Annotated in this window: 21 protein-coding genes, 1 tRNA gene and 1 other RNA gene; 11 read left to right on the forward strand and 12 right to left on the reverse strand. The window is 49.9% G+C overall.

All coding sequences use genetic code 11. The annotated features are described in order from the left end of the window. Nucleotides 1–103: 103 nt before the first annotated feature. The gene (locus tag EL29_RS18485) at nucleotides 104–844 is read right to left on the reverse strand and encodes a MipA/OmpV family protein (protein WP_015701319.1); all 741 of its coding nucleotides are present in this window, start codon (nucleotides 842–844) and stop codon (nucleotides 104–106) included. A gap of 592 nt (nucleotides 845–1436) precedes the next feature. Here EL29_RS18485 and EL29_RS18490 point away from each other — a divergent pair. Continuing rightward, nucleotides 1437–1997, forward strand: coding sequence for an Ail/Lom family outer membrane beta-barrel protein (locus EL29_RS18490; protein WP_024472027.1), 561 nt, complete (start codon nucleotides 1437–1439; stop codon nucleotides 1995–1997). A gap of 121 nt (nucleotides 1998–2118) precedes the next feature. Here the strand turns inward: EL29_RS18490 and EL29_RS18495 are convergent, their stop codons facing one another. Beyond that, complete coding sequence (locus EL29_RS18495; protein WP_014607026.1) at nucleotides 2119–2730, reverse strand: glutathione S-transferase; 612 nt, start codon at nucleotides 2728–2730, stop codon at nucleotides 2119–2121. Nucleotides 2731–2766: 36 nt separating this feature from the next. After that, the gene (gene fdhE / locus EL29_RS18500; RefSeq protein WP_014607025.1) at nucleotides 2767–3690 is read right to left on the reverse strand and encodes a formate dehydrogenase accessory protein FdhE; all 924 of its coding nucleotides are present in this window, start codon (nucleotides 3688–3690) and stop codon (nucleotides 2767–2769) included. 496 nt (nucleotides 3691–4186) lie between these two features. Between fdhE and fdhD the strand changes: the two genes are divergently transcribed. The 3 genes from fdhD (at nucleotide 4187) to EL29_RS18515 (ending at nucleotide 7111) form a co-directional block, all read left to right on the forward strand. Then, complete coding sequence (fdhD, locus tag EL29_RS18505; protein WP_246870856.1) at nucleotides 4187–4960, forward strand: formate dehydrogenase accessory sulfurtransferase FdhD; 774 nt, start codon at nucleotides 4187–4189, stop codon at nucleotides 4958–4960. 262 nt (nucleotides 4961–5222) lie between these two features. Beyond that, a complete protein-coding gene (gene sodA / locus EL29_RS18510) occupies nucleotides 5223–5840 on the forward strand; it encodes a superoxide dismutase [Mn] (protein ID WP_019104682.1) in 618 nt (205 codons plus the stop codon). Between the two features lie 308 nt (nucleotides 5841–6148). Beyond that, nucleotides 6149–7111 (forward strand): VirK/YbjX family protein, encoded by a 963-nt coding sequence (locus EL29_RS18515; RefSeq protein WP_028716122.1) that lies wholly within the window; start codon nucleotides 6149–6151, stop codon nucleotides 7109–7111. Nucleotides 7112–7118: 7 nt separating this feature from the next. Here EL29_RS18515 and EL29_RS18520 read toward each other — a convergent pair whose 3' ends face one another. The 5 genes from EL29_RS18520 to EL29_RS18540 form a co-directional block, all read right to left on the reverse strand. Beyond that, on the reverse strand, nucleotides 7119–7481 hold the full coding sequence (locus tag EL29_RS18520) for a YibL family ribosome-associated protein (protein ID WP_013024016.1): 363 nt from the start codon (nucleotides 7479–7481) through the stop codon (nucleotides 7119–7121). A 102-nt stretch (nucleotides 7482–7583) separates the two neighbouring features. Beyond that, the gene (mtlR, locus tag EL29_RS18525; RefSeq protein ID WP_014594981.1) at nucleotides 7584–8186 is read right to left on the reverse strand and encodes a mannitol operon repressor MtlR; all 603 of its coding nucleotides are present in this window, start codon (nucleotides 8184–8186) and stop codon (nucleotides 7584–7586) included. A gap of 7 nt (nucleotides 8187–8193) precedes the next feature. After that, nucleotides 8194–9342 carry a mannitol-1-phosphate 5-dehydrogenase gene (mtlD, locus tag EL29_RS18530; RefSeq protein ID WP_028716123.1) on the reverse strand — a complete coding sequence of 383 codons (1149 nt, stop codon included), beginning with the start codon at nucleotides 9340–9342 and terminating at the stop codon, nucleotides 8194–8196. A 93-nt stretch (nucleotides 9343–9435) separates the two neighbouring features. Then, nucleotides 9436–11370: a PTS mannitol transporter subunit IICBA gene (locus EL29_RS18535; RefSeq protein ID WP_014607019.1), complete on the reverse strand. Its 1935-nt coding sequence runs from the start codon at nucleotides 11368–11370 to the stop codon at nucleotides 9436–9438. 435 nt (nucleotides 11371–11805) lie between these two features. Beyond that, the gene (locus EL29_RS18540) at nucleotides 11806–12522 is read right to left on the reverse strand and encodes a DUF3053 domain-containing protein (RefSeq protein WP_015701314.1); all 717 of its coding nucleotides are present in this window, start codon (nucleotides 12520–12522) and stop codon (nucleotides 11806–11808) included. 1017 nt (nucleotides 12523–13539) lie between these two features. On the opposite strand from EL29_RS18540, the gene EL29_RS18545 reads away from it, so the two are divergent. Further along, nucleotides 13540–13833, forward strand: coding sequence for an HTH-type transcriptional regulator (locus EL29_RS18545; protein WP_014607017.1), 294 nt, complete (start codon nucleotides 13540–13542; stop codon nucleotides 13831–13833). 114 nt (nucleotides 13834–13947) lie between these two features. Here the strand turns inward: EL29_RS18545 and tnaB are convergent, their stop codons facing one another. From tnaB to EL29_RS18565, 4 genes are all read right to left on the reverse strand, one after another. Beyond that, a complete protein-coding gene (tnaB, locus tag EL29_RS18550) occupies nucleotides 13948–15195 on the reverse strand; it encodes a low affinity tryptophan permease TnaB (protein ID WP_014607016.1) in 1248 nt (415 codons plus the stop codon). A gap of 112 nt (nucleotides 15196–15307) precedes the next feature. Continuing rightward, the gene (gene tnaA, locus EL29_RS18555; RefSeq protein ID WP_028716124.1) at nucleotides 15308–16726 is read right to left on the reverse strand and encodes a tryptophanase; all 1419 of its coding nucleotides are present in this window, start codon (nucleotides 16724–16726) and stop codon (nucleotides 15308–15310) included. 265 nt (nucleotides 16727–16991) lie between these two features. Continuing rightward, entirely contained in the window at nucleotides 16992–17069 is a 78-nt protein-coding gene (gene tnaC / locus EL29_RS23460; RefSeq protein ID WP_104933743.1) for a tryptophanase leader peptide, read from the reverse strand. A 411-nt stretch (nucleotides 17070–17480) separates the two neighbouring features. Continuing rightward, a complete protein-coding gene (locus EL29_RS18565; protein WP_013024024.1) occupies nucleotides 17481–18074 on the reverse strand; it encodes an HD domain-containing protein in 594 nt (197 codons plus the stop codon). A 59-nt stretch (nucleotides 18075–18133) separates the two neighbouring features. Here EL29_RS18565 and EL29_RS18570 point away from each other — a divergent pair, with 59 nt between their 5' ends. The 6 genes from EL29_RS18570 (at nucleotide 18134) to dppA (ending at nucleotide 23928) form a co-directional block, all read left to right on the forward strand. Continuing rightward, the gene (locus tag EL29_RS18570; RefSeq protein WP_013024025.1) at nucleotides 18134–18598 is read left to right on the forward strand and encodes a MarR family winged helix-turn-helix transcriptional regulator; all 465 of its coding nucleotides are present in this window, start codon (nucleotides 18134–18136) and stop codon (nucleotides 18596–18598) included. Nucleotides 18599–18691: 93 nt separating this feature from the next. Further along, nucleotides 18692–19120: an organic hydroperoxide resistance protein gene (locus EL29_RS18575; RefSeq protein WP_013024026.1), complete on the forward strand. Its 429-nt coding sequence runs from the start codon at nucleotides 18692–18694 to the stop codon at nucleotides 19118–19120. Between the two features lie 260 nt (nucleotides 19121–19380). Continuing rightward, the gene (gene eptB / locus EL29_RS18580; protein WP_014607014.1) at nucleotides 19381–21072 is read left to right on the forward strand and encodes a kdo(2)-lipid A phosphoethanolamine 7''-transferase; all 1692 of its coding nucleotides are present in this window, start codon (nucleotides 19381–19383) and stop codon (nucleotides 21070–21072) included. Nucleotides 21073–21196: 124 nt separating this feature from the next. Then, a tRNA-Pro gene (locus EL29_RS18585) sits at nucleotides 21197–21273 on the forward strand. Nucleotides 21274–21306: 33 nt separating this feature from the next. Beyond that, nucleotides 21307–21436: non-coding RNA, RtT sRNA (locus EL29_RS18590), on the forward strand. Between the two features lie 881 nt (nucleotides 21437–22317). Then, nucleotides 22318–23928: a dipeptide ABC transporter periplasmic-binding protein DppA gene (dppA, locus tag EL29_RS18595; protein ID WP_014594987.1), complete on the forward strand. Its 1611-nt coding sequence runs from the start codon at nucleotides 22318–22320 to the stop codon at nucleotides 23926–23928. The last annotated feature ends 85 nt before the right edge of the window (nucleotides 23929–24013 follow it).

Here is a 24013-nt window from a genome sequence, read left to right on the forward strand (position 1 = left end):
GTTTATATTCAGGCGCTGCAGCCGGTTACCGGCACAGGCGGCGCTATCCGCGAGTCTATCTCAAGCCGCCAGGCATCGTGGCGGCACAGCCCGAATGCCCGCTTTAAAATGTCCAGGTAACGCCTGAAGAAAGCGTCCAGTAATACTGTTGATCCGTCATCGGACTGTCGCGAAGTGCGCCAGTCAGGAAGGTGACTTTGGGCTGAAGATAAATATGCAACGGCGTAACCGGGTGCCAGTCAAACGCCAAAGCAAGCCACGGCGTAATGCCCTGATGACGCCAGGAAGGTAAACCGCTGCGCTCGGATTCCTGAGCGTTCACGCCGTAGTAATAGCTTGCCTGCTGCTTATTCAGCCAGTCCACCCCAACCTGCGGATAAACGTCCAACTGCATGAACGACACCTGGCCCGCCCATGCGACGGTTCCCAGTAATCCCCGGCTTTCATTCAGCGTATCCGCAGAGAGTTCCGTTCTGAAAGCACCGACGGGGGTTATCTTTTGATAGCTGATGCCGCCCATCATGGTGCTGTGGCGGATGTCTAGCTGCCGAAGCGCCGGGTCAGATGACTGGCCGGGATCGAATTCGTTATCCAGATACCACCAGCGCGCCTTTAGCTGTGTGGTGTCATCTTTGATCAAATAGGCGCCGACTTCGGTGCCGTCAATATAGACATGGTTGTTGTCATATCCTACATAAGGCAGACCTGAAAACTGCGTTTTATACTGGCGATAAGGCGTAAAGTTCGCCTCGCCCTGGGCGCCCAGCGTCAGCCCCTCAGCCCAGGCCTGTGTGATATTACCGACCAGGAGGCAGCACAAGGCCATTCTGAAGTGTGATCGCATGATAGTGATTTGTCCGGTTTTCGTCTGTCTGAGGCAGTGGGCTGCCAGGTCTCACAGCCCATGACGAGGCCGGAGCGTAAATAAAAAAACTGAGCGTGGTAATGAACTGCCTTTTACCCTGGCTTACGGCCCGCGCGCGCCGGGCCGCTTCAGGACAGGGCCTGAGCGAAAGATATAGCGGACTCGCTGCAGCAATGCAAGGCGCGGCGATGCTTATTCTTACCGGGTTCATCCCCTGATTACCGCTACCTTCTCTGACTACTGGGACGTAACATCAATCAATCGTCAATCGGTCCTGAATTCCGTCAATGTTATCCCTTTATTTATTGTGGGAATAAGGTGTTTTTGTTAAGGTCCCGTTCCGCCAGATAACCGTTAATTTCGCAGGTTTACCGCGATCTAATGATGTTTTTCCCGTGAGTGGCAAGGCTTAAAAAGAAAATATCTGGTGCAAACAGGCTGTTTCATTTCGGATGAGACAGGGCTGAATAATACTGAACTCACAGCCCTGTCTTGAAAGGATAAGGCTGTCTGTATCAGAGAATTAACAGGGTGCGATGCGCCACCTGTTTTTTATTATCAGGATTGTTGTATGAACAAGGTGATTATTTCCGCTATTTTCTGTGCGCTGCTGAGTGGTGCGGTGCCCGCAGTGGCAAGTCAAACGCTGTCTGTAGGCTATGCGCAGAGTAAAGTTGAAGATTTTAAAAATATGCCCGGTATGAATCTGCAATATCGTTATGAGTGGGACTCGCCGGTTAGCGTAGTGGCCTCTTTCACCACTCTGGAGAACAGTGAGGACAGCAACAGTTCTTTTTTTCAGCGCCATACGTCCGATCACGTAAGCGCAAAATATTATTCTTTACTGGCGGGGCCGGCATATCGTCTGAATCAACGGGTCAGTGTTTATGCGCTGGCCGGCTTTTCCCATGCCGCGATGAGCCGCCAGTATCACGGCTATGATTCTCAGGGAATGCCTCAGGACATCCAGTTTTCGGAGACGACCAATGCGTTGGCTTACGGGGCCGGTATTATCATTAACCCGGTTGATTATCTGTCTGTAACCCTGGGTTACGAAGGTTCCCGCACCCGGGTTGAAGGAGAGCAACGCGCTGTTAACGGCGTTAATCTGGGGGTGGGTTACCGTTTCTGATTGCACGTTTATGCAGATTTGCTCTGCATCCTTCGCGGCGTGCCTCTCACCGTTTCAGAATACGCATAACGCCGCTGGCCCTTCAGAAACCCGGCTACTGGCAACTTGCTGCGCCGAGTGATCAGGATGCGGGCGGCGTGGTTCGGGCAAAGCTTTCGCGCTGAAACAGGTTTTCTGCCAGCTTGACTAACGCCGGGCGGCCAACGCACCAGTTCGGCACGACGCGACGGAAATTCAGATAACCGATCATGCAGCCCGTCGCAATATCCGCCAGATTAAGTGCGCCAGTGTTGATCCATTTTCCTTCGTTCACGGAGGCTTCCAGGCTGTCCAGGCCACGCTGAATCTTTTCACGATTACGCAGTAAAACCTCTTCTGACTGCATATCGCCCGGACGTAACTGCTCACGCACAATCACCAGCGCCGCGTCACTGATACCGTCAGCTAACTTCTCGAGCTGACGAACGTTTAACGATGCGAGGGAAGTGTCAGGCAATAAAGCAGGCGTCGGGCTGCGCTGTTCCAGGTACTCAGCGATGATGCTGGAATCGAACCAGATCTGATCGTCCTCCGCGACCAGTGCAGGTACTTTTCCCAACGGATTATATTGCGGAACGTGGCTGTCATCGCTGTAAGGCGAAGCATTAACGAATTCAAACATCATACCTTTTTCCAGCATGATGATAGATATCTTGCGTACAAAAGGGCTGGTATAGCTGCCAATCAGTTTCATTGCGTAGCTCCGTTTAGCGAGGTTTTTTAGCAATAGCTATTCACCAGGGAACATAAAGGGATTCAGACTGCTTCGTGTAAAGCCTTCCTGCTCCATACGGGCATCCAGCACCAAAGAAGCGAGATCGTCCGCGACGGGTTCAATTGCCGGATTCTTTTGCTGGTACAAGATTTTCAGATAGCTACCACAGTCACCACAGCTTTCAGCTTTTACTGCTGCATGTTCACTGTCCAGCGACCAGTAGTGAAGATCGCGGGATTGTTCGCAGTTTGTGCATTTGCTACGCACCACGTACCACTCACTTTCGCACAGATTGCAATGCAGGTAACGTGCGCCTTCGTCGGTGCCCATATGAACCATGCTGGCAACGGGCATGCTGTTGCACACCGGGCAGTACTGGCGTTGATTGCCCATCTCTGCCTGTGCTTTACCCGGTATCAACGCCGCCATTTGCGCCCAGTAAATTGACAGTGACGCCCAGATAAAAGGCGCTTTGTCGCTACTGACCTGAGCATACTCGCCCGCAAAGAGTGCGCTGGCCATCGTTTCCAGCTCGCTGGCAGAGGCTTTTTCCAGGTTCTCCAGCACTGCCAGCGCCTGGCCGCTCATCTCGGGTTTAAGTTCCGCAATCAGCGAATGCAACAGGCGGTGCCAGTGCGTATCCCGCGGTAAAGTATGAATATCCAGCGGCGGTTTGCCTTCCTGAGCACTCTGTACCAGGCGGGCATGAAGATTCATCTGCAGCGGATGGTCATACAGCACAATTTCCTGCGCCTGGGCTATGACGGCGGCAAAGCGTAAATAATCGCCCAGTGGATTTTTAGCGGCCAGATCACGCAGTCGCGCGGCGCGGCGGCTGTATAAACGCTTCAACTGGGGGAAAAGTAACGGCGGGATTGTCTCCGCTGGATTTTTTTCGCTCTTCTCCAACTGATCTTGCGGGATAATGCGGATGCTCATAGAGGGCATTTTCCTGTTTTGTTGGCTGATTACGCGATTCACGACACCAGCAAGAATAGGTTTTCAGTCGTGGCTCAGGCCATTCGGACGGTGGCTTTGTCGCCGGTTTTACGTTTTTTCTGTTGCGGTTATCTCCATCATGACAGGACTCGTCGTCAGTCAGAAGATTGCAGCATTTCAGGATCTCATCAATGTTCCCGACAGGCTGATCATAGCAGTCCAAATCCCGCCCTTGTGGATGAAATGTATTTTTCCCGAGGCTGGATGATTTCATACAGATAGACATCGAGCATGCCGGGCCAGCCGCGCGCCATTTCACGCTTTATGCTATCAGGGTGCCATGCGCTTGTTGCTCTCTGTCAGCAGGTTCAGAATAGGCACTATTCAGCATAACGGAATACTATTACCTTTCAATCATTGCGGAATCAGCCAGGATCAGAAAAAAGTGAATAAAAACGAGGCGAGAAGTGATGCTGATGTAATCGGGAATGCCGGTCTGCGTGAAACTCTGGTGTGGCAACGTGACGATTTACATCACTCCCGGGCTGACTGGCTAGCGGAAGAGGTTCCCGTGGCGCTGGTTTATAACGGCATTTCCCACGTCGTGATGATGACAACGCCCAAAGACCTGGAGGCTTTTGCCATCGGTTTTTCTCTCTCTGAAGGCATTATCGATGCGCCGGCAGATATCTTCGGTATGGATGTGGTCGCGGGTTGCAATGGCATTGAGGTACAGATTGAGCTATCCAGCCGTCGTTTTATGGCGCTGAAAGCGCAGCGACGGGCCCTGGCGGGGCGGACCGGCTGTGGCGTTTGCGGGGTTGAGCAACTGGACCAGATTGGTAAGCCGCTTACGCCGTTGCCGTTCACCCAGCGGTTTACGTTAGCGCATCTGGATCGCGCACTGGGGCAACTTAACCAGTTTCAGCCAGTGGGGCAAAAAACGGGCTGTACCCATGCAGCGGCCTGGATACAGCCTGATGGTGTGCTGATTCACGGCTGCGAGGACGTCGGTCGTCATGTGGCGCTGGATAAGCTGTTGGGCTATCGCAGTCAGGCCGCCTGGGGCGAGGGCGCCCTGTTAGTTTCCAGTCGCGCCAGCTATGAGATGGTGCAGAAATCTGCAATGTGCGGCGTGGAGATTCTGTTTGCCGTCTCCGCTGCGACCCGACTGGCTGTTGAGGTTGCAGAACGCTGCAACCTTACCCTTGTCGGTTTCAGTAAGCCGGGCCGGGCGACCATTTACACTCATCCACAGCGGCTGATGTAAATGCTGAGCAGCGCGAATGAGTGCCTGCAGAAGCGGTTATCAGGCCGTCACGGGCTCGCTGACTGCGCCTGCGCGAAGCCCGTTTTGCGGTCAGCATCAAACGAAAAATGCGCAGTCTTTGCATGTTTTTTCAAAACCTTATGTTTAATAGGGCATTGATTACGCTTTTACCGATCATGAATTTAACTATAATGATAAGACTGCTTACGCGGCACGTGCCGACATTGTCGTGCTGCTCAAACACTAAATGGAGAGGAAGAACATGAGTTATTCACTGCCATCCCTGCCTTACGCCTACGACGCACTGGAACCGCACTTTGACAAGCAGACGATGGAAATCCATCACACCAAACATCATCAGACCTATGTCAACAACGCCAATGCGGCGCTGGAAGGCACTGAATTTGCTGATCTGCCCGTTGATGAACTGATCACTAAGCTGGATCAGCTGCCAGCAGACAAAAAAGGCCCGCTGCGCAACAACGCAGGTGGTCATGCTAACCACAGTCTGTTCTGGAAAGGCCTGAAAACCGGCACGGCCCTTCAGGGCGAACTGAAGGCGGCTATTGAGAAAGATTTTGGTAGCGTTGAGAAATTCCAGGAAGAGTTTGAGAAAGCGGCGACCACCCGTTTCGGTTCAGGTTGGGCCTGGCTGGTTAAAAAAGGCGACAAACTGGCCGTGGTTTCCACTGCTAACCAGGATAATCCACTGATGGGCGAGGCCGTCGCTGGCGTTTCTGGCTATCCGATCATTGGTTTGGATGTGTGGGAACACGCCTACTACCTGAAGTATCAGAACAAGCGTCCGGACTACATCAAAGCGTTCTGGAACGTGGTTAACTGGGACGAAGCGGCAGCCCGCTTTGCATCGGCTAAGTAAGCGATAACCCAAGAGACCTGACCGGCAGAACCTGTTCTGCCGGTTTTTTTTCGCCTGAATATCTGGTTTTCGTCCTTTTCCGGTCTGAATGTTGCCATTGCCATTGCCATTGCCATTGCGATAGCTGATGCTGCGCTGCCCGCACCGCTTCCCACCTTTAAAGCCCAACGTTCGAAGTCAGTTAAACCAGAATTAAACGAAGCGTCAGTTTATCCCGGTAAGTTTTTAACAATTTGAGTCATTAACCTGTCGTTGATGTGGCTCGTTTTATCATCAGCGCCACTATCAAATTAATAAGAACTTATGCCATGTCTATTTATACTACACACGAGCCGGTTGCTGATTCGTATGCCTCTCTTTTTTTTCAATTGGTCAGCGGAAAGTACGTGCCAAATAAACGTTGGCTAAGCCGTCAATTCCGTTTTAAATTTGCCTTAAGGACGCTGATTGCGCCCGTGACCACATTGCGCTATTTACAGCAGCTCTCAGAGTTACCCCGGTTTTCGCAATTAATGCGTGTGCAGGGAGTCTTACCCGCGAAGTTACATCGCCCTTATCTGCGTGCCGGAATGGGTGTAGCTGCACGCGCCCAGGCTATTCTCGACCATTATCATTTAATGAACAGCCTGGATAATCTTCAACTTCGCCAGGTTTTACAAAGTGGCGAAGAGAGCGTGCTGGCCAGGCTGAAGGGTAAAAATGATGAAGATTTTGTCATTGCCTGTAGCTCAGGTTATTACGATCGTGAAGGTGAAATAACCTTAGTCTTGCGTTATCAGGGAGAAGGCTTAGCCTCACTTTCATTCACGATCTTGAACGAGGAAAACGCGCGCACACTCTTAATCGGTGGCTTACAGGGACCGCGTAAAAGTATCAGCAATGATGTTATTCGTGATGCAACCAAAGCGGCACATGGTTTATTTCCTAAACGCTTATTGATGGAAGTCGTCTTTATTTTATCTCAGCAATGTGGTGTCAGGAAAATAGCGGCGGTAGGGGATGAAACGCATGTTTTTCGCAGCCTGCGTTATCGCCAGAGTAAAGAGGATAAATTCCATGCCAGCTACAGCGATTTCTGGCTGACGATCAACGGAAAGGAGCGTGCTGACGGCGTCTTTATGCTGCCGCTGGCGCTGCCGCGTAAAACGCTGGAAGAGATTGCCAGTAAGAAGCGCGCGGAATACCGCCGTCGTTATACGCTGCTGGATACGCTGGCAGAGCAGGTTGGGACTGCTACTGGCCAGCAAAACAGCGGTCGGGCCGCCGCCTGAAACATGATCAAAAGGCGTTTTTAGCAAATCCGGTCATAACGCTAAGCCCCATTTCTCGTCCCAGCGCGGTCATTGGATGCACCACCACCAGGCCGCGCACGCTTTTCTTCAATGCGCCTAAATTTGCCTGCTCTTTTTTCGTAATTTCGCGGCTGAACGGCAATTTTTGCAGTTTTTGCGCTTCCAGGCTCAGCTTAACGTCACGCTGACTGCGAAGGCGCTCAATTTCCGTTACCAGCGTTTCTTTCTCTTTCAGCAACGCGCCCAGCTTTTCAGCATCACCGGATTCGAGTAACTGAGGCTCTTTACGATTCAGCGCGTCAAGTTGATCGCTGAGACGTTTAATTTCGTTTTTTTCTTGCTCTTTCATGACAACAACTCGTTGAGGAAAACAGGCTAAGGATACACCAAATTTAACGTAGATTCTCGGTGGTTAGCGTGAAAAGGGGAGCCTTGAGGCTCCCGGCGGGATTTAGCTGACTGACTTTTTAAACGCCTGTTTCATACTAATGCGGGAAATCAGTTCGGTGAGTGACAGGACCATAGTGGAGCGTACCATCTGCAGATAACGTTGCTGCTGCATCGCCTGTAGTGCTGCATCTTCAGCATGAAATGTGGGAACGGGGGGCCAGGCCGCCACGCAGTGCAATTCACCAAAGGGTCCCAGAATTTCATCATCAGTAAAACGGTAATCGCCCGCGTCATGATTGAGTTCTTCACGCAGCGCCAGCAGTAACTCACAGTCTTCATATTCATGCCGACTAATCACGCCAAGGCCATAGATCAGCTTGAGCCTGACGGAGAGCTCACCTAACGGACCGTCGCCCAGCAGCAAGGGCTCTACGGCGTATTTCACCGCGTAGTCATCTTTACGGAATACCTGCAGCACCAGCACATTGACGGCTTCAGCTAACAACTCGACAGCGGCGAACAAAAAGCTTCTCACCGAGCGTCCAGCGTTCAGGCGTTCAAGCACCCGGTTTTCAAAAGCCTGCTTTTCTTCCATTCTTGCCTGCATCAGTGTAGTGCTGCTGTCGGGGGCCCGTTTATTGCCCCCGATCTGGGTCGCTAACATGGGGCTATTATGCCATGGCGTGCCAGGCACTCACGGCCTCTTTTATTATTTCACTCTCAGCATCCAGTCCTGAAACCTGCGCTAAGGTTGCCTGCGGACCTTTTTCCGCCAGCAGCGCGGCTAACTCCTGCGCCTGGGGATCCTGATCGCTATGATAATGCATTGCAGCAGCAATGCCCTGAACCAGGTTGGCATGCGGCAGGCCATATTCCAGCGTGCCGAGTGTCGGTTTAATCAGGCGGTCGCCTGCGCTCAGCTTGCGGATTGGCTGACGACCTACGCGTTCAACGTCATCTTTCAGATAGGGATTTTCAAAGCGGCTAATAATTTTTTGAATATAAGCAGCATGCTTGTCTGCTTCGAAGCCGTAGCGTCTAATTAGTACCGCGCCACTTTCTTCCATCGCACCCTGGACGACCGCGCGAATATTCTCATCGAGAATGGCATCGCGAATAGTCTGGTGCCCCGCCTGTTGCCCCAGATAGGCCGTAATTGCGTGGCCGGTATTCAGGGTGAAAAGTTTACGTTCCACAAAGGCCATCAGGTTATCGGTCAGTTCCATGCCCGGAATGGTGGGCAATTCGCCTTTAAACTGGGTTTTGTCCACAATCCATTCGCTGAAGGTTTCCACCGTGACTTCCAGCGGATCCTGACTGCCTGCTTCAGAAGGGGGAACAATACGGTCTACTGCTGAATCCACAAAGCCAACGTGTTGTTCGAGCCAGACATGATATTCAGAAGGCAGCGCCTGTAGCACGTGCTGCTTAAGCTGGCTGGTTCCACGCACCATATTTTCACAGGCGATAATATTTAACGGCCGAACATTGCCGTTATCACTGCGTTTGGCCAGACCTTTTGCCACGCTGGCAGCGATGCGCTCAAGGATTTGCGGACCAACGGCAGTGGTAACGAGATCGACATCCGCGATCAGTCCAGTAATGTCGTCGCTGGTGCTGTTCACGGCGCTGACGCCCTTAACCACTTCAACTTTGGCCTGTTCACCTACCACATGCACGGGATATTCATGACGTGCATTAAGGGCATCCAGCACTGCCTGATTCACATCTGCAAAAATCAGCTCAATACCGGCATCTGCCAGCAGTTTGCCGATAAAACCACGACCGATGTTGCCTGCTCCAAAATGTAACGCTTTCATAAAATTGACCCATATCAAATAACGATGGGGCGGGCATGTCCGCCCCCAAAAAATGGGACGGGCACAACCGCCCCAGGGAAATGTCGGACCCGGTTATGCTACAGCGGGTTTGCCTGATAACAGATCCAGAACATCCTGTACGCTTTCTGTACGTGCCAGTTGTTCAATGACCTGCTCATCATCGAGCGCGTTCGTCAGGCTGGTAATCACCTGAATGTGCTCGTTATTGCGGGCAGCTATACCAATCACCAAACGTGCCACTTCATCAGGTTCCTCGCCAAACTGAACGCCGGCAGGGTACTGGCAGAAAACCACACCCGTTTTCAGTACACGGTCTTTCGCTTCAACGGTACCGTGCGGCACAGCAATCGACTCGCCAAGATAGGTTGGCGTCAGCTTTTCGCGCGCCAGCATGGCATCAATGTATTCGGGTTCTACGTAGCCGCCTTTGACTAACTGCTCACCGGCAAAGCGAATCGCCTGCTCTTTATTGCTGGCACTCAGCCCCAGGAAAACGTTGCTCTGGCCGAGTTTAAACAGGTTGGCATGGCTGTCATCGTAGCTGTCACCCAGCGTCTTCTGTACGGCTTCGCGGTTAGCTTCACTGCGATTAGCCGCCACCAGGCGCTCGGTCAGCGTGCTATAAAGTGCACTGTCCAGGAAGTTATTTAAGGAAATGTGCTGGGCATGAGGCGCCTGACGGATGGCTCGTTCAGTAAGATCGCGATGGGTAATCACCAGATCAACGTCACCCGGTAAGGCATTAATCGCGCTGTTGGTGACCGACACGTTACTCAGACCTGCATCATGGACCTTCTTACGCAGGACACCAGCGCCCATGGCGCTTGAGCCCATACCTGCATCGCAGGCCACAATGATTTTACGCACATGGTCCAGATCTACGCTCATCGCGTCGCTCGCAACCGGCGCACCTGTCAGACTCTGACCTTTTGACTGCGCTTTCATATCACGCATACGCTGCGTAGCCGCTTCAATATCGTCATCTTCTTTCACTTTGCTGGTCTTCAACAAAATGGCAGAAATCACAAACGACACCGCAAATGCAGCAAAGATGGCGGCGATATTGGCAAAGTAAGCCCCTTTTGGGGTCATGGCCAATACGGCCAGGATAGAACCTGGTGAAGCAGGCGATACCAGACCACCGTGCAGTACGGTCAGCGTAAAGACACCGGTCATTCCGCCAAGGATGACGGCCAGCAGCAGGCGTGGTGCCATCAGCACGTAAGGGAAGTAGATCTCGTGAATACCGCCCAGGAAGTGGATGATCGCCGCGCCCCCAGCAGACTGTTTAGCACTGCCGCGCCCAAAAAACATATAGGCCATCAGCACGCCCATCCCCGGACCCGGGTTGGCTTCGATCAGGAAGAAAATTGATTTCCCTGCTTCACTTGCCTGCTGAATACCCAGAGGTGAGAAAATCCCGTGGTTAATCGCGTTGTTCAGGAACAGGATTTTTGCAGGTTCAACGAAGATTGACGTCAATGGCAGCAGGTTGTTCTGCACCATCAGGTTAACGCCCGTGGCAAGAATGTGTGAAAGACCTTCAACCAGCGGACCAATCGCCATAAAAGCCAGCATGGCCAACAGCATACCGATAATACCGGCAGAGAAGTTGTTCACCAGCATCTCAAAGCCGCTTTTGATTTTACCGTCAACCATACGGTCAAAAGATTTGATCGCCCAGCCGCCAAGTGGGCCCGCAATCATTGAGCCGAGGAACATCGGCATATCAGCACCGACAATTACCCCCATCGTAGTGATTGCGCCAACCACCCCACCGCGATCGCCACCGACCAGGCGTCCACCGGTATAACCGATCAGGAGTGGCAGCAGGTAAGTGATCATTGGGGCGACCAGTTTCGCCAGCGTTTCGTTAGGGATCCATCCTGTTGGAATAAACAGCGCGGTGATAATACCCCAGGCGATAAATGCGCCAATGTTAGGCATCACCATATTACTCAAAAAGCGACCAAAGCTTTGTACTTTGACCTTTACTGATGAGGACATAAGCCCACCCCTTGTTGAGACGCGCTGCAACAGGAGCGCGCGTTTGTTTTTGTTTAGCCACTACGGCGATGAGCCGTCAGTATTACTGTATGCAGGCGGACTTTATCACGCGAATAGTGGACTGCGTAGTGCACGAGGCTTAGTGTGATTTAGGTCACATTTATGTCGGGGGGATGGGGGGTTATTGAGTGACTTTTATCACAGAAATGAGCCATTACGGCGAGAAGACGACGGATTTTTAGCCATCGAAATCGATTTATAGTGATTGCGATCACATTTATGGCGTTGAGCTTTGTTTGATAAATGAGACTAAGATCACAATTTAATTTAATGAAAAACGGGCCGGATCACATTTTGATCAGGCCCGTTTGAATGCGGAATCATGATTTCACGTGGCTCAGGTTAGGCGGTGAATGACCCGTCCCTGCACGCCGATTATTGCAAATTACCCTGTACTGCACTTTTAGCCTGGCTCAGCGCTTGCACATTAGCTGATAAGCTCGTCATTAAGTCATTATATTGCGTCGCCTGTTCCTGAGTTGGGAACTGAACGCCACCGTTATTGAAACTGACGCGTGTTCCCTGAGCCTGCAAAAACTCACCTGTCTTTACAGCATCCTGGCTAAGTGCCTGCAGTTTGGGTAGCAATGGGATCAACTGGCCAGCAGGCTGCGTCACCACTTTGTCATACGCGGTATCGAAGACTTTTTTCAGGTCGTCGTTTTGCTTAAGCGCGCTTTTACTTTTATCTGCCTGCATTTTTGCGGTTTCCAGTTGCTGGGTAGCCACCGTCAACGCGCTGTTGGCCTGGGCCAGTGAGTCGTGGCGGCTCAGATAGTCCTGCGGCACATGAATAGCAGAAAGTTCATCCACCACCGGACGCATCCCCTGATCCACAGCTTTGTTCGCCTGCTGCGAGAAGCCATAAAGAATGGCGTAATCACCGGTGAAAGGGCCAAAACTTTGTTTCTGATTTTCACTCAGGCTGGGTAGATGTTCACCGCTACGCATAACGGTATTTTGCAAAAAATCGATAAACGCTTTGCGCTGTTCGCCCTCTTTATCACCACATGCGGTAAGTTGCAGCACAAGAAGCACGCCAGTCAGCAAAATGCCGCTGCGTGCCAGGATACGGGAAATGCCTGAAGCCATGGGTTCAACTCCTGTCGGTAAAACTGGCTGATGTCCGGATAAGCAGTGGCCTAAAGAATAGAACAAAGGATAACGGCCACACAATGCGAAAGCGCGATGTAAGGCCATAACCTGTAAGAAAGTTTGCCTTAAGCGTGTTTAAGATGATGTTACAGGCTTATGGTGTCAGAAAAGAAGGCCAGCGCATCCGCGACTCGGGCTTTTTTGCACCGATAACGAGCCCGCGCGAAGGGAAGCTAACGGATCCGTAAGTATAGGTCATAAATAATTAATTCCATCTTATGTTTCTAGCGACACAGATGTTCCATCTGAATCGTTAACGTTAAACGTCCATTAACGAGTTGCCCTAAAATTGTTCGTCTGCATTAAAGTGGTGCAAACGCCTGCATGAACGCAATCACTGGCACGAATCGCACAAATTATCGTGTTCACTATAATTAAAACGTCATGTTGTCCTTCGATGATAAAGCTGACTCCCTTTTTAGCGCTTCCGGCGCCACCTACGTCAGGCCTGGCAAGTGTTTTTTTATTTTGGAAGCAAGAAAGGCGTGATGGCTGACAGCATACTCCAGCCTGTATATGTTCAAAAAATGAAAGTCTGGCGCATATTTTGCAACCAACTCACAGAGCCGGTGCGGTTATCCTGGCCAGTTCATCACCTGATTGCCGGCCATAGAGAAAACGCGACCAGCGCTGTTGACAGACGCTGTGGTAACAAAACCAATCGCTTCAAAAGGTTAAGTTGCTTAACCATTTTTCAGAATTGTAAAGTTAAAAAAAATGTTTAATTTGCGCTGCAAATTGTCAGGTATCTATCCATACTTAGTCTCCCGGCATTTGTGGCATTGTGTTGACATGTTTAACAGCAATGCAGGTCAGGCTGTGTCCCATAAGGGTTTTCTTACAATAAAAACAAACTCTTAAGGGATGCAGCTTGCTTAATCCGGTTTCTGAGCCTGATTTCAGGTTCTTGTACCTTCTTTCACGTGATTCATAGTGAGTTTTAAGGAGTTCTCTATGGAGTTAAAAGACCCAATGTTTGAATTGCTCAGCAGCCTTGAGCAGATTGTTTTGACACGTGATAACAGCCCTGTAGCGCTGCAAACTCAGCGTCAGCCAGCCGTGCCAGAGCCACAGCGTTTACGCGAAATGGCAGGAATGCAGGTAGATGAGTTTGCCAGGATTATGGGCGTTAGCGTTTCTTCGGTTAAAAGCTGGGAAGCCCAGCGTACGCGTCCTTCCGCAACTGCACAAAAATTGATGAAATTACTTCACGCCAATCCTTACCTTGGGCGTCAGTTACTCGATTAAGTCACTAAGTCGTATCCCGGCTTTTGTTGGCGCCGGTCACGTGAGTGACCGGCCGTTCAATACCTCTCCCTGTTGACAGGCTTCGTTAAACCCGTTTCCAGTCCGTCCTGTCGGTCAGCTAAACTTTGGCAAGATGTTAAGCACATTGCCAAACCAGCAGATGATGACGATAACACCAAATAAAATGACCACAGCCGGAATAACCTTTCCGCCCCAGACAGTGAATGTTTTATCGGGAAAGCGTTTTCTCGATTTTAATGCCAGCAGGGCAGGGACGATAACTGCCCAGATTGTTGCGCACAATCCTGCGCCACCGATACCGTAAATAAAACCATTCGGGAAGAGCAAATATAAGATGCTGGGAGGTAGAAAGGTTAACAGCACCGTTTTAAATCGTCCAAAGTGGGAATTATCGATTTTAAACAGATCCGCCAGATAGTCGAACAACCCCAACGTGACCCCAAAGAAAGAGCTGGCCACGGCGAGATTAGAAAAAACCAGTAAGAAAAATTCAATGACGCCGCCAGGATGCGTTCCCATAAAAGACTTCACCAGCGCGTCAACATTTCCGCCCGAAGAAATGATTTCTTTGAATTTTTCACGTGGGATATTCCCCATGGTGCAATACAGCCAAAAAAGATAGATAAACAGCGCCAGCAGTGAACCAAGAACAATGCTTTTAACCAGCTTATCTTTTCGTTTTCCATAACAAATGATCAGGCTGGGGATATTACCGTGAAAGCCAAAAGAGGCAAGGCAAACCGGAACGGCCATAAATATATAGGGAAAATAACGATTGCTTTCACTGATACCGCTAACATCGCTAAGGATTGAAAAATCAACTTTGAAAAATAAAGAGCCAAAAACAATGACGAAGGCTAAGATTTTAATACCCAAAAAGAGCGAGGTGATTCTGCTGGCTGCCAGAGAGCTAATCCATAACACGCTGGCAACGAAAACCGCTGTACCGATGCCGATAACACGTGAAGGTATCGTCATGCTGGAATGCATGGACAGGGTTTCGCTAATAATCGCGCCGTTAGCGGAGATATAAGCGTAAGTCAGTATATACAACACAAAAGCAACGGTAATACCGCTTATTACATTCCATCTTTTACCCAGCAGATCTTTGGTCAATGTATTGAAGCTTGAGCCTGTTGGATAGTTCAGGTTAGCTTCCAGTAACAGCAGACCGGAATGAAGCATGGAAAACCAGGCGATGATCAAGATGAAAGCGCCCCAGAAGAACCACGCGCCCGCAAGATCGACAGGGAGTGCAAACATCCCCCCACCGATTACGGTTCCAGCGATAACCATCACGCCCCAAAAGGCGGAGTGTTTCTGATCTGTATTTTCTTCCATGGTGTCCTCTCAACAATATTCTTCGCTTTTATCGTTGTTATAATTTTTATGCCTGACAGGCAGGGTAATGGAGCAGCCGTGGCCAAAACAGCTGCTCACTGTACAGGTATGACTATGAAATCTCTTTAAGTTTTGCGGTGAAATGGCGCAAAACCTTAGGCTCATAGGTAAAGGCTAATCCTTTTATGGTGCTCGCATTCTCTTTCACATGCTCAAAAGCTTCGATAATGAAGTCCATATGCGTTTGTGTGTAGGTGGCTCTGGGAACGGTTAACCGCAACAGTTCGGCCGGACAGGGCAGTTGTTCTCCTGATTTAGGATCGCGGCCTAGCAAAAACGAGCCGATCTCGACTGCCCGGATACCGGCCACTTTATATAACTCGCAGGCGAGTGCCTGAGCCGGGAACTGATGCCCCGGAATGTACGGCAATAATTTTCCGGCATCGACAAAGGCAGCATGGCCACCGGCTTGCTGGCAGGTCACACCAATCGATTCAAGGCCATCAACCAGGTATTGAATTTGACTGATACGATAAGCCAGCCAGTCTTGATTCATGCCGTCATAAAGGCCTACCGCGAGGCGTTCCATTGCGCCGCCTTCTAACCCACCATAGGTGGGGAATCCTTCCTGAACAACGCAAAGTGTTCTGCAGTCTGTGTACACATCAAAGAAGCTGTCATCTTTGAAAGACAACAAGCCACCCATGGGGACCATCGCATCTTTTTTTGCCGACATGGCCAGCATGTCAGCATATTTATAGCTTTCCCGGGTAATCGCTTCGATTGTCCAGTTTTTGTACGCTTTTTCCCGCTGCTGAATAAAGTACGCGTTTTCAGCAAAGCGGGCTGAATCCATGACCACCGGAATGTCATATTTTTTTGCAATCTGGTACATGGCTTTTAAGTTTGCCAGCGACACGGGCTGCCCGCCGGCGGAATTGCAGGTAATAGTGGCAACAATATAGGGCACATTCTCCGCGCCGACATCCTGGATGCCTTTCTCCAGGCGCTCAAGATCAAAGTCGCCTTTGAAGTCATGGCGAACCGCCGTATCGAAAGCCTCTTTGATATAAACATTCCGCACGGTACAGCCATTTATCTGGCTGTGGCCCTGTGTGGTATCAAAAAAGTAGTTCGAGAAGGCCACCATTTTTGTTCTGTCCAGACCTTTTTCTTGCTCCCGTTTTTTTATTAATACCGGAATATAAATTTGTTCTGCGCCACGGCCCTGATGTGTTGGAATAGTATAGGCATAACCAAAAATAGCTTTTACCGCTTCCGCTAACGCGTAATAACTGCGGCTGCCACTGTAAGATTCATCGCCTCGCATCATAGCAGCCTGCATATTTTGCGTAACGGCGCCGGTTCCGCTATCGGTGAGAAGATCAATAAAAACATCTTCGCTATCCAGCAAGAATGGATTCATTCCGGCTTTTATCATCGCTGCATCACGATGCTCTCGTGTAGTGCGTTTGACGGGTTCAATAACACGAATACGGAATGGCTCAGGTAAGTGTCTAAAGTTATTCATCATCATGTCCTTTTATTCAGACGTGCCGATGCCGTAGGTTTTTTAATGAGTGAATTAAAAACCCGGGCAAATGTTTTATACTATTTCAGCCGATAAGAAACGTGACTGCATTGTATGTTGCATCGCGTTTTCAATAGCCAGTTTTGCGCAAGTAAACGGATCGCACCCATAATGCAGGGTTTTTAAAGTCTGAATGAGTGAAAATGCGCCCGATAAATTACGACCTTGTCAGTCGAAAGAGATGGGCGATTGTAAAAAGAAGACGTTAAGGCAGGTGATTGACAATAACATTATCAATATTAAACCATTTGGATATTACGCTGCTGCTGTTTAAGATGATCATAATATTTCAACTCTCATTAAACATAGTGCCACCCTATTATATTAATTCTTTATGTCTAGCATTACGTTTAGTTATCGTGACTGATATCACATGAAACCTTCTTTCTGTCTTAATAGTTATTTATTTTTTATTTTAAAAATACATTTTTTTGACAGCTTCCCTGCTTGCTAATTACTTTTTAAAAACCCGATTTTTTCTACACATTCATATGCCCTCTCTGATCGCTGTAAAAGAGAAAGCCGTGCTGATCGTAATCGATTGGGGATCCCCAGGTCGGGCTTATCGTTTCCTGTAAGCCTGTAAGCCTGTAAACCTGTAAACCTGTAAACCTGTAAGCCATATAATCGGTTCCTGATGACTGGCTTACCCTGTGCAGTTTACTTCAAAGGCGACCGCATGCAGCGGCGGGTTTTAGCTCAACCCACCGTATTTCGCGGCTTGCTTCACAAACCACTTTTCGGGCACGTTATAGGGAGCCTCAGCCAGTTGCGCAATGCCATTTTCAATATTGGCAGAAGCCTGACGCCAGAGTTCTGTGTTGCCCTGTCTGAGTAATTGAATTTGCACCCTTTTTTCAATCAGATAAACACGGGCGAAATGGGGATCGAAACGAACAATTGAACGTGTATTGTCAATAATGTCAGCCAGCTTTATCGTTTGTGCCTCTGGGCTGGCCTGAGCCGTATGGCGAAAATCGGCCACTTTACGTGCCGCACGGTTCTTTGCACTCTGTGGTGCCGTGTTGGTCAGCATCTCAACCAGCTTCGCGACCTCGTCACCAAAATGCGTCTGGATATCATTGAGGGTGGTCGCCGTATCTTCCACGGTATCATGCAGCCAGGCGGCGGCCAGCATCACAGGATTATCGGTAATGCTTCTGACCAGTTCCACAACGGCAGCGGGATGCACGATGTAGGGCTCATCGGTATATTTGCGTCGTTGACCCGTTTCGGCATGGGCTTGTGTGGCATAGCGACGCGCCCGTTCTTCCAGAGAATCCTGCATGCACTACCTCATTTCATAAATTGCTTGCAATTAACTAGCGCGCTATTTATATTGCGTCTATGAACAGTAATCAAAATGACAAAAAAGTGAAAGCTGCGCCACTGTTGCTCGATCAGCAACTTTGTTTTGCACTTTATTCCGCCAACCTGGCGATGCATAAAGTATACCGTAAGTTGCTCACACAGATGGATATTACCTATCCGCAATATCTGGTGATGCTGGTACTGTGGCAACAGGATTCACTGACCGTATCAGAAATTGGTGAACGCCTCTTTCTGGATTCTGCAACGCTGACGCCGCTGCTGAAACGGCTGGAAAATGCGGGCTTACTTAATCGCCAGCGTTCCCGTCAGGATGAACGTCAGGTCGTCGTGAGTTTAACGGATGCAGGGCGTTCGCTGCGCCAGCAGGCTGAAAGCATTCCTGATGAGATTCAGTGTGCATCTGACTGCAGCGAAGATGAAATGAATTCGCTCAAACTGCAGTTGAACCAGTTACGTGACAAACTCATGGTGCCGCGCTAAATTTTTAATCTGGATGTAGAAACGAGTCAAACTTCGCAGCTCGGTGCTTATTGATAAGTCGCGAGCGATTAAATAGTGTAATGGAGAGCAGATATGTCTTTAGAACAAGTGGTTTATCGTGCAAAAGCTAAGGCTACCGGTGGTCGTGATGGTCGTGCAACTTCATCTGACGGCGTTCTGGATGTGAAACTGGGTGTACCGAAAGAGATGGGCGGTGCAGGTGGCGAAGTCACTAACCCGGAGCAGCTTTTTGCCGCGGGATATTCAGCTTGCTTCCTGGGCGCAATGAAGTTCGTTGCTGGCCGTGACAAAATTGCGATGCCAAAAGATGCATGGATTGAAGGCGAAGTGGGTATTGGCCCTATCCCCAATGGTTTCGGTATTGAAGCAACGCTGAATATTCACCTGCCTGAAATGGACGAAGCCGAAGCGCAGAAACTGGTTGATGCGGCTCATATCGTTTGTCCCTATTCAAATGCCACACGCAACAACATTGATGTCACGCTGAATATCATTCGCTAAACGTTTAAGGGCCTGAATACAGGCCCTTTTTTCTCTCTTCGCCTTTCTGAGTGACGTTTTTGAAACGTCCTGTCCGGGATTATTTTCTGGTCTAATTTGTTGCCGCATGGTTAACTGTGCCACTTCGCATTATGACGTCTAAAAACGTTCAGAATACTCTTCTTATTTATCCGGCCCGCTTAATTCGCGAACTCTGCCGAAATATGGCAGTCAGATTAACGTTTAGTTAAGCGCTTCGCTCCGGGGAAACACCATTTTTCATGAATTACATAAAATCATTAACACAGCAAAAGCTGTCGCTCTTGCTGGCTCTGTATCTCGGTATCTTTTTGAATTTACCAATCTTTTATCGCCGATTTGATGGCTTTCTGACCCGATCAACCGTGACAAATTGGCTGACCGCGTTTACCGAGGTCGTCGCTATCGTGGTGCTGACGTTTTTCCTGATGCGGTTGTTATCGCTAGGCGGAAAATGGTTCTATCGGATACTGGCCACCCTGATTGTCCTGATCTCTGTTGCTGCTGGCTATTATATGGCCTTTTTCAATGTGGTCATTGGCTACGGAATCGTCGCCTCAGTCATGACGACAGATACCGATTTGTCAAAAGAGGTGGTGGGTTATCACTTTATCCTGTGGATGGTGCTGGTCAGCGCGCTGCCACTGTTCATGATTTGGCGCAACAACCTTAGTATGACGCTCAATGAGCAGTTACGTACGCCAGGACAGCGCCTGAAACCCACTTTGATTATGCTGGCCTGCGTTGCGCTCGTGTGGTTACCCATCCGTTACTTCGACAAGTTGCAAAAGGCGAATGAGGAAGTGACCAACGTCGATCTGCCAAGCTATGGCGGAATTGTCGCGCACTCATATCTCCCCTCTAACTGGCTGGCCGCGCTGGGTTTGTTTACCTGGACCAAGATTGACGAGACGCTGGAAAATCAGGAACTCCTGGATCCTGCCCAGAAATATACCTATGTTGCTCCTCCGGGGTTAGATGATACCTATGTGGTGTTTGTTATTGGCGAAACCACTCGCTGGGATCATATGGGCTTGCTGGGCTATGAGCGAAACACCACCCCTAAACTCTCTAAAGAGAAAAATCTGGTCGCATTTCGTGGCGAATCTTGTGATACCGCGACCAAGTTGTCTTTGCGTTGTATGTTTGTGCGCGAAGGCGGCACTATGGACAATCCCGGGCGAACATTGAAAGAGCAAAATGTGTTCGCAGTGATGAAAGAACTGGGCTTCACTTCTGAGCTGTTTGCGATGCAAAGTGAGGTTTGGTTCTACGATAACATCAACGCCAATAATTTCTCTTTCCGCGAGCAGATTGGTTCTGAGCCACGTAACCAGGGTAAATCAGTAGATGATATGCTGCTGGTGCCTGAGTTACAGGCCTCACTGCAGCGCTACCCGAAGGGTAAGCATCTGGTTGTCCTGCACACCAAGGGCTCACATTATCTCTACTCACAGCGCTATCCGCGCAGTTTTGCACGCTATCAGCCAGAATGCATGGGCGTGGATGAAACCTGTAGCAAAGCGCAACTGATCAACGCTTACGATAATTCCGTCCTTTATGTGGACAGCATGCTGGACAGCGTTCTGGATCAGCTGCGTGATAAAAAAGCGATCGTGTTTTATGCATCCGACCATGGCGAATCGATCAGCGACAATATGCATCTGCATGGTACGCCGCGTGAAATGGCACCGCCGGAGCAGTTCCGTGTTCCTATGATGGTCTGGGCGTCAGATAAATATCTGGCTGACCCGACAAACCGTGAAAACTTCGAACGCCTGCAGGCGCAACAGCGCGTCGGCAAAACCCATCGTCATGTCGAGCTGTTTGATACCATTATGGGCTGCCTGGGTTACACCTCGCCAAATGGCGGGATTAAGCAGGCTAATAACTGGTGTCAGGCACCTGCCGGGACAGCGTCAAAAGCGCTATAGCGGTAAGGCAATTTTTCGCGGCAAGGCATAAAACTCGCTGGCCGCCTGCTTTCCAGGCGATTGGGCGGGAAAGCGCAAAAAGCGGTTGACGCTTCCTGGGGGGAGCAGTAACATGCGCCCCCATCGGCGAGTAGCGCAGCTTGGTAGCGCAACTGGTTTGGGACCAGTGGGTCGGAGGTTCGAATCCTCTCTCGCCGACCATATTTAAGAAACCTGTCTGCAAAGACAGGTTTTTTTTCGCCTGAATAAAAGAGGATGAGAACCTCCGAAGGAGGGTTGCGCCGAGCGCAGCGAGACAACGTTGCGAACGCAACGGCCCGAAGGGCGCGTCCCGCAGGGGCGCGTAATCCTCTCTCGCCGACCATATTTAAGAAACCTGTCTGCAAAGACAGGTTTTTTTTCGCCTGAATAAAAGAGGATGAGCACCGCCGAAGGCGGTTCGCGCCGGGCGTCAGCGAGACAACGTTGCGAACGCAACGGTCCAAGGAGAGCCGGGCCTGTCGCAATCGATTCAGGCACACAATTTGACCGGCGCAATTCGTATAAAAGGAGGCCGTTTCTCACAGGCATAAATAACACCTCTGCCAGACGCTATTGCCCCGCCTCGGTTATTAGAATATCTCATGTCAAACTTTTTTCGGGACCGCCATAATTCCTCCTTGAAATCAATTTCTGCTCCAGACAGCCTGTTTTATTGTCTCATCGCTATGCAGGCCTTCTCATCAGAGGGTTACAGAGGGATAAAAGATAAGTTTTGGTTATGCCACAAAATGGCAAATTGGTCATTTTCAACCCAAAGTTAACAGCATTTTTCGCTGTGTGAACGTCATAACGCACAGTAAATCGTTCAGATATCCAACATTTGGCGCTAAATGATGTCTGTTTTTTTTTAGCGCAAATCACTGCTCATTTATGACCTGTGTAGCAGAATACATGGCATATAAACCCATGCCGCTGTGCATTATATGGCATTGCGTCTGTATGGGTTTTTTTTATCGTTGCTTGCTATTCCTCACACTCTGTGTAAATAAGTAACCGTTGTATTGACGTTCTTTGCAACTGTTGACAAATTGATGCGTCAATAACAGTGCAGATACAGATTTTTCTGATGGGTGCTTATCAATCAGGATTATCCAAACAAACTATCTCACTCTTATCACACCCGCAGGGTGGACCGCCTGAACCGCATAAAAAAACCAGAGGTCGGGCAATGCACACAACAACACATCACAATGGAGCAAAAGCATGATCAACTCCCTGGCCAAATCCAGGATGCTGAAGGTCGGTCTGAGCCTCGTCGCCATGACCGTAGCCGCAGGTGTTCAGGCAAAAACCCTGGTTTATTGTTCGGAAGGTTCTCCGGAAGGGTTTAACCCGCAGCTCTTTACCTCGGGTACAACCTATGATGCCAGTTCTGTACCTATCTATAATCGCCTGGTTGAGTTCAAAACCGGTACGACCGAACTGGTGCCGGGCCTGGCCGAAAAGTGGGACGTCAGTGCTGATGGTAAAACCTATACCTTCCATTTACGCAACGGCGTGAAATGGCAGACGACGAAAGATTTCAAACCTACGCGTGAGTTAAACGCTGATGACGTGGTGTTCTCTTTTGAGCGTCAGTTAGATAAAAACAACAAGTACCACAACGTCTCTGGCGGCAGCTATGAGTACTTTGAAGGTATGGATATGCCAAAGCTGATCAGCAAAATCGAAAAAGTGGACGATCATACCGTACGCTTCGTGCTGACGCGTCCTGAAGCGCCTTTCCTGGCTGACCTGGGGATGGATTTTGCTTCCATCATGTCTAAAGAATATGCCGACAACATGCTGAAAGCCGGTACGCCAGAGAAAGTTGACCTGAACCCGGTTGGCACGGGCCCATTTGTGCTCCAGCAGTACCAGAAAGACTCGCGTATTCTGTATAAAGCTAACCCGGATTACTGGGGAACCAAGCCAAAAATCGATCGGCTGGTTTTCTCAATCACTCCAGATGCCTCAGTGCGCTACGCCAAGTTGCAGAAAGGCGAATGTCAGATCATGCCTTATCCGAACCCGGCTGATATCGCCAGCATGAAAAAAGATAGCAAAATTAATCTGATGGAACAGCCTGGTCTGAACGTCGGTTATCTGTCGTTTAATACTGAGAAGAAGCCGCTGGATAACGTGAAAGTGCGTCAGGCACTGACCATGGCGGTTAACAAACAAGCCATCATTGATGCGGTATATCAGGGCGCGGGCCAGCCAGCGAAAAACCTGATCCCACCGACAATGTGGGGCTACAACAACGACGTTAAAGATTACGCCTACGATCCGGAGAAAGCTAAAGCCCTGCTGAAAGAAGCTGGTATGGCTGACGGTTTCTCAATCGACCTGTGGGCGATGCCGGTTCAGCGTCCATATAACCCGAACGCACGCCGCATGGCTGAGATGATTCAGTCTGACTGGGCCAAAATCGGCGTTAAAGCCAAAATCGTGACCTATGAGTGGGGCGAGTACCTGAAACGCGCCAAAGCGGGCGAACACCAAACTGTGATGATGGGCTGGACCGGTGATAATGGGGATCCAGATAACTTCTTCGCGACGTTGTTCAGCTGTGCGGCGGCCAAAGACGGTTCTAACTACTCCCGCTGGTGTTACAAGCCGTTTGAAGATCTGATCCAGCCAGCCCGTGCAGAATCCGATCACAACAAGCGTATTGAATATTACAAGCAAGCTCAGGTAGTGATGCACGATCAGGCGCCTGCACTGATCATTGCGCACTCAACCGTTTATGAGCCTGTGAGTAAGAAAGTCACCGGCTATGTGGTTGATCCATTAGGTAAACATCACTTCGAAACCGTCGATATTCAGGAATAACCTTTCGGATTATTGCAGTAAGGGCCGGTTTTTCCGGCCCTCAGGCGATCGCCACCGATCGCCTGTTGCCTGCTCTTTTTTTCCG

Origin of the sequence: Pantoea ananatis LMG 2665 (genome assembly GCF_000710035.2) — a bacterium.
Classification (GTDB): Bacteria; Pseudomonadota; Gammaproteobacteria; order Enterobacterales; family Enterobacteriaceae; genus Pantoea; species Pantoea ananatis.